General features: G+C 37.4%; 6 protein-coding genes. 3 read left to right on the top strand and 3 right to left on the bottom strand.

From position 1 onward, the window contains the following. Positions 1–5: 5 nt before the first annotated feature. Positions 6–2570, top strand: coding sequence for a hypothetical protein (locus MW688_RS03215; protein ID WP_486734474.1), 2565 nt, complete (start codon positions 6–8; stop codon positions 2568–2570). Between the two features lie 246 nt (positions 2571–2816). Here the strand turns inward: MW688_RS03215 and MW688_RS03210 are convergent, their stop codons facing one another. The 3 genes from MW688_RS03210 to MW688_RS03200 form a co-directional block, all read right to left on the bottom strand. Continuing rightward, on the bottom strand, positions 2817–3941 hold the full coding sequence (locus MW688_RS03210; RefSeq protein WP_486734473.1) for a phosphoribosyltransferase domain-containing protein: 1125 nt from the start codon (positions 3939–3941) through the stop codon (positions 2817–2819). A gap of 420 nt (positions 3942–4361) precedes the next feature. Beyond that, a complete protein-coding gene (locus MW688_RS03205) occupies positions 4362–9869 on the bottom strand; it encodes a hypothetical protein (protein WP_486734472.1) in 5508 nt (1835 codons plus the stop codon). A gap of 736 nt (positions 9870–10605) precedes the next feature. Next, entirely contained in the window at positions 10606–11793 is a 1188-nt protein-coding gene (locus tag MW688_RS03200; protein WP_486734471.1) for a formylglycine-generating enzyme family protein, read from the bottom strand. Between the two features lie 413 nt (positions 11794–12206). Here MW688_RS03200 and surE point away from each other — a divergent pair, with 413 nt between their 5' ends. Both surE and MW688_RS03190 read left to right on the top strand, forming a co-directional pair. Continuing rightward, positions 12207–12881 carry a 5'/3'-nucleotidase SurE gene (gene surE / locus MW688_RS03195; protein WP_486734470.1) on the top strand — a complete coding sequence of 225 codons (675 nt, stop codon included), beginning with the start codon at positions 12207–12209 and terminating at the stop codon, positions 12879–12881. A 19-nt stretch (positions 12882–12900) separates the two neighbouring features. After that, positions 12901–13842: an NAD-dependent epimerase/dehydratase family protein gene (locus tag MW688_RS03190; protein ID WP_486734469.1), complete on the top strand. Its 942-nt coding sequence runs from the start codon at positions 12901–12903 to the stop codon at positions 13840–13842. Positions 13843–14486: the final 644 nt, after the last annotated feature.

Below are 14486 nucleotides of genomic sequence, written 5' to 3'. Positions count from 1 at the left end.
TAATTATGACTTCAACAATAATAGATTTAAATGAGCTCGATGGAAGTAATGGTTTTGTCATCAATGGAACTAATGATAATGATAATCTAGGTGCAGCGCTAAGTAGTGCGGGGGATATCAATGGAGATGGTTTAGCTGACTTGATTGTAGGAGCGCCTTCTGCAAGTCTCAGTGGTGATTATAGTTATGAAGGCCAAGCTTATGTAATTTTTGGTACTAATCAAGGTTTTGACCCCAATTTAGATGTAGAAGACTTGGATGGAAGTAATGGTTTTGTAATTAGGGGAATTGATGAATATGATAGATTAGGTACTGTTTTAAGTAGTGCTGGGGATATTAACGGAGATGGTTTAGCTGACTTGATTGTAGGAGCGCCTACGGTAAGTCTCAGTGGTGATTATAGTTATGAAGGCCAAGCTTATGTAATTTTTGGCAGTAATCAAGGTTTTGAGGCCAATCTAGATGCAGAAGACTTGAATGGAAGTAATGGTTTTATAATTAATGGAATCAATGAATATGATAATTTAGGTAGTGCGGTAAGTAGTGCCGGGGATATCAATGGAGATGGTTTAGCTGACTTGATTGTCGGAGCACCTAACGTAAATCTAACTAGTGATTATGGTAACCAAGGCCAAGCTTATGTAATTTTTGGTACTAATGAAGGTTTTGACGCCAATCTAGATGTAGAAGAGTTGGATGGAAGTAATGGTTTTATAATTAATGGAATTAATGAAGATGATAATTTAGGTAGTGCGGTAAGTAGTGCCGGGGATATCAATGGAGATGGTTTAGCTGACTTGATTGTAGGAGCGCCTTATGCAAGTATTTATAGTGATTATAGTACAGAAGGTCGAGCTTATGTAATTTTTGGTACTAATGAAGGTTTTGAGGCTAATCTAGATCTAGAAGAGTTGGATGGAAGTAATGGTTTTATAATTAATGGAGTTAATGAAGAAGATAATCTAGGCAGTGCGGTAAGTAGTGCAGGAGATATCAATGGAGATGGTTTAGCTGACTTGATTGTAGGAGCGCCTTATGCAAGTATTGATGGTGACTATACTAGAGATGGTGCAGCTTATGTAATTTTTGGTACTAATGAAGGTTTTGAGGCCAATTTAGATGTAGAAAACTTGAATGGAAGTAATGGTTTTGTAATTAATGGAATTAATGAATATGATAATCTAGGAAGTGCGGTAAGTAGTGCGGGGGATATCAATGGAGATGGTTTAGCTGACTTGATTGTAGGAGCACCTTTTGCAAGTATTAGTAGTGAATACAGTGACGAAGGTCAAGCTTATGTAATATGGGGCAGCGATCAAGGTTTTGAAGCTAATCTCGATTTAGAGGACTTAAGTAGTAGTCAGGGTTTTGTAATTAATGGACTTAATGAATATGATAATTTAGGTAGTGCAGTAAGTAGTGCTGGAGATATCAATGGAGATGGTGCAACTGATTTAATTATTGGGGCACCAGGAGTTAACAATAGCCAAGGTCAAAGCTACGTTATTTTTAGCGTTGCTAATTTGGAGATAATTGGTACAGGTAATGATGATTTACTTATTGGTGATAACGGCAGTGATATCATTAGTGGTTTAGGTGGTAATGATATTATTCGTGGCTTAGGTGGTAACGACCAAATCTCTGGTGGTAGTGGTAGTGATTTGATTACTGGTGGCAATAATGATGATGTGATTGAAGGTAATCAAAATGATGATTTTATTTTGGGAGAAGAAGGTAATGACCGAATCTCCGGTAATAGTGGAGACGATCGCCTGTTAGGGGGAGATGGAGATGATCAGATTAGAGGGAATCAAGGCAAAGATCAAATTCTCGGGGAAGATGGAGATGATTTTCTCAATGGCGATCAAGAAGATGATATTATCGATGGCGGTGATGGCGATGATACAATTATTGGCAGCAAAGGCTTAGATTATCTTTTTGCAGGTCAAGGCAATGACGATGTAGATGGTGGTGCCGATGATGATGAAATTTTTGGAGACTCTGGTCAAGATAACCTCAATGGTGGTCCAGGCAATGACTTGATTGAAGGTGGATCTGGAAGAGACTCTCTCAAAGGGGCACCTGGAGAAGATCGTATGCTTGGCGGTGAAGGCAACGATAAATTAAACGGTGGTAGAGATAATGATTCACTCATAGGAGGTTTAGGAAATGATGTATTGGATGGAGAACCTGGTGACGATTTACTCTTAGGAATTGGGGATGAGGGAGATATTGGTATTGGCCAAATAGATACCCTTACTGGGGGTCAAGGTGTCGATAGTTTTCTCTTAGCAGATGCAGAAAATCTTTACTATGATGATTTAGATCCTTTGACTAGAGGTGATTTAGACTATGCTGTAGTTACTGACTTTAACAGTGATGAAGATACGATTGTCTTGCAAGATTCTGCTGATTTATACGAGTTAGACTTCTTTACTGATACTCAAGGGAATATTAACGCTGAATTGATTTATCAAGCAGGAGTAGTCGCCAAAGGAGAATTGATCGCTATTTTGGAAAATGTCTCCCCTACTCTCAGTTTAAGCGATCCTTCTTTTACTTTTGTTTGAACCTCTGTTAAATAAGCTTACATAGCGCTTCTGCATACAACATTTACTTCTTCCGCCACACTAGGTGGCGGAAGATTTTTGTACATAAAATAGCATAAAACATTTATTTTTTCAGCAAACCTTAAATAAAAATGCGCTAGGATATACAAAAAAAGTTATTGGCCACGATTTTAACATCTGAAGAATTTGTTCAAAGAGAAATAACTGAAAGTATTATTATTTTACTCAATATTGAATCAGAACATATTAAAAACACAGAGGAATAGCTGGTAATAAATGAATAAGTTGGGATTGGATCGTATGAAGGGGAGTTTCGTAACCTATAAACACAATATCATAATCTTCGGGCTGAAAATTATAGAGAAAATTATCAATATTGTCTTCATAATTATCAGGAAAAGAAATCTTACTAGCAATATCGCCAGCTACTAAAATCGGAGAACGGGTGGTAGTTTGGAAATAAACTTCATAACCCCAACCTGCTAATCTCTCAGCTAAACAAAAGGGTAAATAAGCAAATTCTCCTGTACCTAAAACCAAAACCCGAGGAGATATTTTCTGCTTAACAATAGATAAAGCATATTCTTGAATCTCTTCTGTTAAATAAATGAAATTACTACAGCCAAGTCTGCCATAATTCCTTGGCAACAGGTGAGATTTACACAAACCATTCCCATTCGCTAAAGTAAAGTTATCTACAAAAAAATTAGAATTAGACTCAAAGCTATAACTACCAGATAAAATTGAAACTACCTGAGTGGGTAGAGGCATTTTTTGGGCAACTTGTCCCTTAGTCCAATCTGTAATCGTAACTACCACAGCCTGTTCAACGGTATTTGTATATTTTTGAAAAACTGAGGCTAAGTTACAAAAAGTTTTACCACTACTAGCTTCGTCGTCTATGAGAACAATAGTTCTAGCCTGTGGTAATAATTCTGCCTCTTGGGGAGATTCAGGCAGATAAACTAAATGGTTTGTAGCGTGTGAGTGCTCTTCACTAAACACAAAAGCTAGTTCTTGGTTTAAACGGTATCTGGTGGTATGTAAAAATAGAGTATCTTTTACATCATCTCTTCTGTGTAAATAAGCTTCGTAAACCCCCTGTCCTAAACAAGTGGCAGTTTCTGCCATCGCTATAAAAACAATAGGAGAGGGTAAGTCTAGAGAAATTTTATCAGCTAAAAGGCGCTGTACTTGGCGCATTTGCTGGGGAGTTACTGGATAATGTTTGCCTAAAACTTTGGAGATAAACACAAATCCTCGTTTAGGGTTTTGTCTACATCCATATCCACATAGTTTGTTTAAGGGTATATCACTACTTTCAACTTTTACTGAAAGAATACCTGAAGGTAATTTAATATTATGATTCATTTTATCTAAAATAGTGCGTGCGATCGCCCCAGGCGCAAAAACTTTTCCATCTACTGAATATACATTTTATCCACAACTTAAGTAATTTTACTTAAAATTTCTCCCCCTCTCCCCCTCCTCACAAGGGTAGGTTTTTTACAAAGAGCTTGTAGTGAGGTTGAGACAAGGTAGACAAGGAGGGAAAGTGGACAAGGAAGTATCTGTATTTTAGGCATACATTAGTATGACAACACGCTGTTTTAATTGTATTATCTCCCTTGTCTCCTTGTCTTCGTTCCTCCCTTGTCCCGTCCTCACCGAAATGTTAAAAACCTACCCTTGTGAGCTCTCCCCCTCTCCCCTGCTCCCCTGCTCCCGGAGCTCCCCCTCTCCCGGAGCTATACGGTGCGAAAGGCGATGTGTAACGCACCACATAAACTGCTATATACTTGACTCTACATAACTGTAGAGAATATTAAGTTTCACACTTTCTATGGCTTCTAACTCAGAATTAGGAATCAGGCGTAACACTGTAGTACCCGATAAAGGATTACCTTGAACGCTATAGGGATCGGGATCTCCTTGTTCCCTAAATGTTTGACTTTCTTGTTGTAGGCGATTTTTACAATTAGTATCGGAGGGAATCAAAAAGATCCGGTTACTATTAAGTTTTCTTGATTGTACTTGTTTAATACCTCTTTCTGTCCACATTTGACCTAGGTGGATTACTTCTAATTTATAGTGTTGAGTAGTTATGTATTTATCTTTGTCTTTAATTTTGCCTTCAAGGAAAATGGCGGCAATTTTGCCAGTCTTCGCTTGCTTAGATTCTATATCAAAAAAGTGGCGATCGCCAAAATCGGACCTAGTTTCTTCTACAGAATCATTTTGATAGGTAATAACTAATTGGTTACTTTCTGGGTCTTCCCAAACTAAATAGGTTATGGGGGCGGAAATAGTCCATCTTCTGGTACGTTTACTGTTAGGGGGTTTAATAGAGATTTCTACAGATTCAGGATTTGATGGTGTAATTTGCCAACCTTTGGAGGTGTCAGTAACATTGATTTTATCTACATCTCCTAGGTTGATACCATAACTGGCAAAAGTTGGTAACCATAATTGTTGAAATCCTGATAGCCATTTTTCCCTCTCGGAATTTGTCAGATTAGAAATAGCTAGATTATTTAAATATACTTTCCATTCTATGGGAACAGTAAATAAAGTTAGTAGAGATTCTACATGAGGAAAAGCAATTATGTTAAATCCTCTTAGACTCAATAGACATTTAATCTGACTAGGGGTCAAGTTTAATTCTAATTGACTATAGACTTGGTCACAAGAACTAGTAAATATTTCCCCAATCTGATTATGATAGGTAGAGAGAGTTGTTGACCAGGGTTGATTAGTATGTATAGCTTCAAGAGTAGTAATCTCAAAATCCTTCTTGCCACTAGTGTAATAGTATCTGAGTAATTCTCGATAAGCAATAAAAGACTGTTCTAGGGTTCTCAAATATTCTACACGTATTTGAGGAAGAGTTACAGTAGCTAGAGTTGGTAGCTTCAGGGGTGGTTGACTGAGGCTATCTCTGATGTGGCTTGCTTCTACACCTCGTTTTTCAATAGCTGCCTTTTGGTATTGAGATGATGCTAAATTCCATTCAGCGGCGGTAACTTTAGCTAGAGATGCTTGGTGTTTCACTTTGGCAGCCTTTAGAGATGTTTCTGCGGCTTTACTGAGATTTTCAGCTTTTAATTCTGCTAATTCTACTGTTTTCGTGATGAGGGAGGCTTGAGAGATTCTGATATCGTTTATCTGGTAATCTTTCTCTCCTTTCTTTAATTCTTGTTCAAATATCTTTAGATATTCCGTGGCGTTTTCTTCATTAAGACTAGCTATTTTTTCTTCTAAATTAGCTATAGTTAATTCATCTTCTTGATTAGGTAAGGTGGTAGTAGATAACTCATTTAGTTTCTTGAGCAATTCATCTCTTTCGGGATTCTTTCTCTCTTCTAACAAGGGTAAAAGATTTGTATTAAATTGTCTTTTTATTTCTTCTAAGTAAGTTATTTGTTGTTCTGCTGCTTGTATAGCATTTTTGGGTTGAGGTAGATTTTGTTCTACTGAAGTCACCTCATTTATTTTTCTTTCTAGAGATGCTTGCCAGGGTGAAATTAGTTGTTGAATTTTTCCTCTTGATGTTTTCGGGTTACATAAAGCCTCTTCTAAGTTAGTTAGTATTTGATAGGTTGTTTTTTTATCTGGGAATAATATTTCTACTAGTTTTTTCCCTTCTTCCCTAACTACAGGATTATCCCAAAATCGATTTAGTTTTTGTTGCTTTTGAATCCAACTACTTAGGGTATTTTGTTTAAAATCATAACTTTCTTGGCTTATTTTAGTAATGACTATCTTACCAAATTTTTCTATAGCTTTGTAGCGTTCTTCGGGATTATTTTGGAGATTCTCTACTTTTTCATTGACGGCGGTGGCAACTTCTTCTATAGTTTGAATATTCTCAGTGGTCTTGAGATTTTCGGTAATTGACTCTAAGAGTTGACGGGGATTACTTAAATCTATTACTTCAGTGGTTCCTATTTCTTTTAATACTGTGCCTATTGCTGCTAAACTATTAACATCTCGGCGTAAATCTTGATAGGAATTTTGTAAAACTTGAGTGAGTTGATTAATTTCAGGTATCTCAAATATTTCTACAGTGTTAGCGATAATTTTATCTAATTTTTCTTTTTCAATCACTTGAGGAATATTGACTAAGATAGATTCTAAATTAGTTTCAATCTTATCTAGAAACTGGTTGACAACTTGAGCACCTTTTGCACCTAATTTGTTTAATTCTTTTTCTAAGTCTATGCCAGCGATAGACGCTACTTGATTGACATCTTGAATTAATTCGGTGAATATCTCTCCAAATGATTGACCAGAAATAAGATTACAGGTAAAATTAGCTATTGTTGATCCGATTTGTGCCCCGATAGATGCCCCTAAAGGGCCGCCAAATACAGCACCTACTACTGCCCCTATAAAGCGGCATACTCCGCCGATTAATTGTCTCCAGAAGCCTCTTTTTTGGCGTCTTTCTGCTTCTTCTATTGCTCTGTTTTTCTTTTCTCTAGCTTCTTCTAATTCTCTATCTATTTTCGTAATTAAGTTATTTTTTACTTCTGTGGCTATTTTGGGAATTTCTACTTCTAGTAGGGTTTTTAAGAGTTTGATTTCTCTTTCGATGGTATTTTTTGACCTAGTTACTTGTCGAATTCTTAATAAAGTTTGTTCTCCTTTTATTTTAGCTATTTCTATATTTCTTTTTTGATTGCTGATTTCTCCTCGGGTTTGTTGTGCTTCTATTTCAGTAATTTGTCTATTTAGTTTGGCTATTTCTTCATCTAATTTACGAATTTCTTTGAGGGTGGTTTGTCTTTCTATTTCTACGGCTGCGGCTTGATGAATCATTCCTTGGATTTCTACTTCTAAGAGTGTGGCAATTGATTCTTTTGCGGCTATTTCTAATTCAGCTTCGGCTTTTTTAACATCGGCGATACTAGCATCTATTTGCTCTTCATAGGCAGTAGTTGCTAAATTAAGGGAATGTTGCAGTAGGTTAATTATTTCTTGATGTTGATTATCTCGTTTTTCTGTTTCTAGTCTATCGATATATTTTTTTTCTGAGGTTTCGAGTTGGTTAATGGGTTGCAGGAGGCGATTTCTCGCTTCTTTGTAGCTGAGTCTCGGGAATTCTTCTGGGTAACGGTTATCTACATCTGTGGAGATATCTTCATTGATATGGGTATAAGTGGTGTCTAGGATTGCTGCTTGAGATAGTAGGTAGTTGTCGGCGTGGATTCCCCAGTTATATAGTTTGATAGCTTTGTTATTAGACTTTTTTGTGGTTATATTAGTTAAGGCGATGTTATTCCAGTAACTGATTTGTTGCCAATTGGGGGTGTTGCTGGCGGTGGGTGTGATAAATAGTTGTTGTTTACAGAAAAGATATCTTAGAGATGTTTGTAAATCATCTAATTCTGGCAGTCGATGAGGTTTGACTGTTAGTTGTCTTTCCCATTTTAATTGGTCGAGTTTTATATTAAATATAGTTAGTAATAGTAGTTGTGCTCCATATCCTCCTTCTATAGCTAGGTGTTGTGGAGGGAAGTTAGTTAGTTTTTCACTGAGGTTATCGATAAGTGGAATTATAGAGTTTTTCTTCCACCATACTGGTTGCAATTCTTGGGTGATGCTTGGGGCAATTCTGAGAAGATATTCGCGATAGTAGCGTATTAAGTCAAAGGCTGCTAAGGCTAGGGGTAAGCCGCTTTCTTGGGTATTGTAGTTGGGGGGTTGGAGAATCTTGTTAATACTGTGTTTTACTAATTGTTTTATCCAGTCTGTAGATTCTAGGGTTTCATGGAGGATTGTGCTGAGATAAATATCTCCTGTGATTTCGGCAAGACGCGCCAGCAGTATGGCACCATTCATGCCTGCGCGTAATTCCCACAGGTTTTTAGATTCACAGGCTGATTTAATCCATGGTTTTAGTTGGTTTATGTCTGGAATGTTAGCGGTGTTTTCTCTGGCTAGGTTATTGATGAGTATTTCTATACGAATGGCACTAACAAGGCTTTGATTCTCTATTGATTCTAGTTTTTCTAAAAGTTTTTGCTGGTTTTCTGTTGTGCCTAGGTAGACTATGGCGGCTAGTTGAGGGCGCAGGTTATCTGGGTTTTCTGTATCTAGGTTGTTGGGAATGGCTATTGTGGGGAGAGTTTGCTGGTGCAATTGTGACCATATATCTATTTTTGCCCAGGCTGTGAGTATTTCTTCACAGGTAGGATTATCACTGAGGGATTGATTGATGGTTTGTTGCCAGAGGGGAAGTTTATCTAGGGTTTCGGTGATGGATTGGTTATTAATAATGATTTGACTGTGGAAGTTGAGGTGTTGGGGGATTAACTGCTGTAAATATACACCTATAGCCATAGGAATATCTAAGTTATTTAGGGCTATTTCTGGTAAGTTTGCAGAGGCGAAGGCAGAGGTTAAGCGTTTTTCTAATTCTTGTTTGGTGGTGTTTATCTTTGAGGCTATTTCTCTTGCTTTTTGATTTTCTGAAGGTGTTGAGGTTAATTCTTGATACTGTTTGATGAGGTTATCTATGGTTTCTTGGAGGCGATTTTGCGATCGCTTTCTCTTATGATATATTAATGGCGCCCTATGCCAGTTATCTATGAGGTTGATTTCTTCAGTTATATCTCTTTTTTCGCTCTCTATTACTATTTTATTTAAGACTGTTTCTGTTAATTCTGCCCATCCTCTGGCTGATTCTGAATTAGTTAATTGACCATCTGCTTCTATAGTTATTCCTTGTTGTTTAGCTTGGTTGATGATTAGGTAGGCTGAGGCGAGGAGGGTGGTTGTCGGTATTTCTAGATTGTCTGCTTCAAAGATTGTATCTTTTAACCAAGTGCAGTAGGTTTCTATTTTTGGAGTTGTGGGGCTATTTTTTAGTTTTCTGGAGATAAGGGGATGGATGCCTATTAATATATCTGGTTGGTGAAGATAAAAATAGCTAAGTTTTGCTTTATCTAGATGGTGATTTATCCAGTTAACTGTGGTTTTCCAGTTTTCAGGAATGGAGGTATCGTCTATAGCTGCTTGGGCGAATTGTTGGATTAATTCTGTATCTATGTATGTTTTAAGGAAGAGAAGAGGAAGAGATACTCTCGCTAAATAGGCTGCTTTTATAGTTGATTTTTGATTTAAGTATGTTTCTGTTTGCTGAATTATTTCTGCCGCTGTGAGGATGTTTGGCGCTTGGTTGATAAAGTTAGTTAAGATTCCTTCTGGGTGTTTGTAATTAGTCTGGAAATCTTCGGCTAGTATCTCTACAATGTTGGGGGAATTTTCGTGGAATAGTTGCTGGTAATTAGTCATTTTTTTAATTGAATCGGCTTTTTCTTAAGTATGGCTTGCTGAATAAATGCAAAACTTTTGCTAGATAAAGGTTTGAGCCCATTTTTATCATAAAAAGTGCAAGGTTTTTTGATATATTATGCTAGAAAGAGTGCATTTTTTTCTTTATATTACTCGAAAATTCATAAATCATTATTACCTTCTGCCTCCTGCCTCGGTGCCTCTCTTGCCTTTCTCCTCACCAAAACTTACTTTTTCAGCAGACCTTAAGTATCTTCTGTGTTTGCTTTTGATAAGCAAGACAAAAAAGTCTAAAGGAAGGAATAGAAAGAAGTAAAAAAGTTTAGCTTTGAAAACAATCTAGCCAATAATGCCAACCAAGCCAGCTTTTTAACAGGCTTTTCTAGCAAAAGGAGAGATAAAGTTTATTTTATGCCTCTAACTCGGCATATAGTTTCGGGGTCTGTTTCGATATACTCTACTTCATAGATAGCCTATACTTTAGCTTTTTCTTCGCTCATTCCTTGATTTATATATTTTTTCTAGAATTATGTAATTATTATATCTGTTTTAGGTGAACTTCATATTGTTTAAAGCTTTGTCACTACCATAGCATCCTCAATTACCTTGTTTAAAACCTACCACTTTATTGAAAAAAGTTTGACACAGTTAAACTTAAAAGCCTAAACTTAAAAGGCATATAACCAATTAGTTATATTTGGCCTGTAATTTTTTTAAGGGAAAAAGGGAATAAGTATTAAGAAAATAGCCGTGCAAAACATGCGACACGGAGCCCAACGAAGTCGTAGCCGACGCCGGGGTCGACGCCGCCGCGATACGCAGACCGACAGTACCTCGGGTAGTAGCCCCAAGAACCACCACGTATTACAACTCTGTGTAACTTTTTTGTATTTAAAGAGTTATAGTCTGAATCATTGCCCCAAGCTTTACTATTGTTGGGTGCTCCTTGGTAGCTGTCATGCCAATCATCTTGACACCATTCCCAAACATTTCCGTGCATGTCGTATAGTCCCCAAGGGTTTGGACTTTTTTCAGCTACCGGATGAGTTTTACCACTTGAATTACCACTAAACCAAGCATAAGTACCTAAATTAGACTCACTATCTCCAAAAGAATACTCAGCATTAGTTCCAGCTCGACAGGCATATTCCCACTCAGCTTCACTAGGTAATCTACACTCTTTTTTTATTGATGTTTTTATTCTAGCACAAAATTCCTGACAGTCAAGCCAACTAACCTTTTCTACCGGAAGATTATCTCCTTTAAACCGAGAGGGATCTGGATTTAAGTCTCTTTCTACTTTTGGTAACTTAGCAACCTGTTTCCATTGGGCTTGAGTTACTTGAGTTTTTCCCATCAAGAAGGGTGAAACAGTTACTATGTGTTTGGGTTGTTCCTTTTCATATTTATCTCCTCCCATGAGAAATTGTCCACCGAGGATAGGAATAAATTCTATGATAACTCCATCACCTAAATCTATAAGGGGTTTTTTCTCGATAACTGATTCAGCAAAAGCTAAATTTTCCCTAGCCATTTGACTACCTAATTGAAGAGCTTGTTGATATAGTTGAGTAGCTTTAAAATAATTTTGTTGACGGAAGTAGGTATCAGCCTTTTCTTCAACTATTTCTGCGAAGACACAATCATATAAATCTAGTTTTTGATGTATGTTATTTAGCTTAGTTTCAAGCTTATCTATTCTTTGATTAACAGTAGCGTCAAACTTATCTATTCTTTGATTAACATTAATTTCAAGCCAATTTACTCCCCGATTATTATCCTCTTGGAGTTGGTTAAATTGCTCGCGAATACTTCCTTCTAGAGTTAATAAGTCTTTTCTATACTCTATAGCTTCTTTTTTCATCTGGCGAATAATTTCTTGTTGTTCGCTAATTATGTACTGTTGTTCTTCAGATTCACTCATAAGATGTTCAAAAAAGCAGGTTACCTGGTAATTAATAGTAATATAGCATTTTTCAGACTCATGAGGTTGTACCTAACTCCTGCCTCTCCTGCCTCATATCAAAGCACCAAAACAAAAGTACAGAAATTGGCCGACAAGGGAGAATCAATTTTTAAGCCTTTAGCATTAATTCTCTTACTCATTACTCATTACTTATTACTTCAAAACTCAACCCTCACCAGTAACTTTTGATAAAGATGCAAGATCTGAGGTGCCTCCTGCCTCAAAAGGATAACCTTTCTCACCAGTATGAGAATTGCTATATAGCATTTCTTATTCTTCTAAGATCTTGCATCTTTTCCCATTGCTAAATCAAAAAGCTACTTACAAAGAATTATACTATTGAAAGCAGATGTAAAAAATAGTAATATTTAATGTTCATATTAACTAATGATGATGGTATAGATGCCCCAGGGATAAAAGCCTTGGCAGAAGCGGTAACTCTACCGAGTATAATAGTAGCGCCAAAACAACACTTATCAGGTTGTGGTCATCAACTTACTACTAGTAGAGGAATTCATGTAGAAAAAAGAAGTGAAGAAGCCTATGCTGTTGATGCCAATCCCGCAGATTGCACCAGAATCGCGCTAAAAACCATCAATCCTGAGACTCAATATGTGCTTTCAGGAATCAATGCTGGAGGAAATCTGGGGGTAGATGCCTACACCTCCGGCACAGTAGCCGCAGTTCGAGAAGCAGCTATTTTAGGAGTGAGAGGCATTGCCATTTCTCACTGGATAAAAAAACCTTTGGTAATTGATTGGAAAAAAGCCACAGAATATACCCGTAGAGTTCTAAAAATACTCCTCGCTAAACCCATCGAACCCAAAACCTTTTGGAATGTTAATCTCCCTCACCTACAAATAGGTGAACCAGAACCAGAAATTATTTTTTGTGAACCAAGTCAAGATCCCCTCCCGATAAATTATCGCATCGAAGGAGACATACACTACTACTATGGAGAATATGCCCTCCGAGAAAGAACCCAAGGAACTGATGTAGATGTCTGTTTTTCCGGTAATATTGCAATAACGAAACTCACTGTATAAAAAAGGTAAACACAAAAACATGCGCATTTTAATTATGGGAGGCACCCGCTTTATTGGGGTGTATTTAACTAAAATCTTAGTCAAAGCAGGTCATGAAGTGGTACTATACAACCGAGGCAATAACCCTCCACCCGTAGAAGGAGTAAAAACTATTGTAGGCGATCGCCAAAAACCCGAGGAATTAACAGAAAAACTAGCCACAGAGAGTTTTGATGTCATCTTTGATAACAATGGTAGAGAATTAAAAGATACTCAACCTCTAGCAGAATTATATCAAAACAAAATTAAACACTTTATCTATGTAAGTTCTGCGGGAGTCTATTTACCCACCCATCAACTACCACACAGAGAAACAGATCCCCTAGATCCCAAAAGCCGCCACCGGGGTAAATACGAAACAGAAGCCTACTTAGATAAAATGGGTATACCCTGGACCTCTATTCGACCAACCTATATTTATGGTCCCCAAAACTATAATGATTTAGAAGCATGGTTTTTTGACCGGATTGTGCGGGATCTCCCCCTGCCTATTCCTGGTAACGGTTTACATATCACCCAACTCGGACATGTTCAGGATTTAGCCGCAGGTATGGCCGCAGTTATCGGTAATCAACAAGCAATAGGACAAATTTACAACATTTCTGGCGATCGCTATGTTACCCTGGATGGTTTAGCCTACGCTTGTGCCGAAGCTGTGGGCAAATCCCCAGAAACAATTAAACTAGTACACTATAATCCCAAAGACTTTGATTTTGGTAAGCGTAAAGCCTTTCCTATCCGTCTCCAACACTTTTTCGCAGACATTCACAAGGCGACTAGTGAACTTGACTGGCAACCTCAATATGATTTAGTTTCAGGATTAGCTGATTCTTATAAAAACGATTACTTACCCTCTCATCGAGATCAAGCTGAAATTGACTTTTCCCTTGATGAAGAAATTCTCATGAAGGTAAGCATTTAGGAAGCTTTCAAAAGTAGGGTGTGTTAGGGCGAAGCCCAATACTGCGTAGGTTTTGAATCAAACATATTCCTTCTGAGAAAGCAGGGAGCAGGGAGCTTCTGAGCAGGGAGAGGGGTTTTTGGCTTTGTACCTAATCTCCTTTCAACCTTACTCTAATCAATAATTTTCTCTTAACAAAAGCAGTATTGGGGCGAAGCCCGTAACGCACCAAAAGATGAGTAATGAGTAATGAGTAATGAGTAATGAGTAAGAAGGTAGCCTGTAGGTTGGGTTGAGGTCACGAAACCCAACAACTCACACCAAAGCATCAAAACCCTAATGTTACTGGTTGTGGATGAATTATGAGTCTTGAAGTAATGAGTAATGAGTTAATGCTAAACGCTTAAAAATTGATTCTCCCTTGTCGGCCAATTTCTGTACTTTTGTACTTGCGTGCAAGATATGAGCCAAGGAAAGAGGAAAGGCACAATTAACTCACAACTTATTTATATAGCTATATAACTAAAAAAATAAACCAAGAATTTGGCGATCGCCTTTGAAATGGTAAGGTGTAGTGACCTCAACCTACAGGCTAATGATTGAGTACAAGGTAAATTGTTGGGTTTCGTTCCTCAACCCAACCTACAGGCTTATTTATATAGCTA

The sequence above is a fragment of the Johannesbaptistia floridana genome, from assembly GCF_057440575.1.
Note: the sequence above shows the minus strand (reverse complement) of the source record. Positions and strands in the feature narration are given on the sequence as shown.

Bases quoted from the DNA above. Each gene is read 5' to 3' on its own strand.
- MW688_RS03200 (WP_486734471.1), bottom strand. From the start codon at position 11,793: ATGAGTGAATCTGAAGAACAACAGTACATAATTAGCGAACAACAAGAA.
- MW688_RS03205 (WP_486734472.1), bottom strand. From the start codon at position 9,869: ATGACTAATTACCAGCAACTATTCCACGAAAATTCCCCCAACATTGTA.
- MW688_RS03190 (WP_486734469.1), top strand. From the start codon at position 12,901: ATGCGCATTTTAATTATGGGAGGCACCCGCTTTATTGGGGTGTATTTA.
- surE (WP_486734470.1), top strand. From the start codon at position 12,207: ATGTTCATATTAACTAATGATGATGGTATAGATGCCCCAGGGATAAAA.
- MW688_RS03215 (WP_486734474.1), top strand. From the start codon at position 6: ATGACTTCAACAATAATAGATTTAAATGAGCTCGATGGAAGTAATGGT.
- MW688_RS03210 (WP_486734473.1), bottom strand. From the start codon at position 3,941: ATGAATCATAATATTAAATTACCTTCAGGTATTCTTTCAGTAAAAGTT.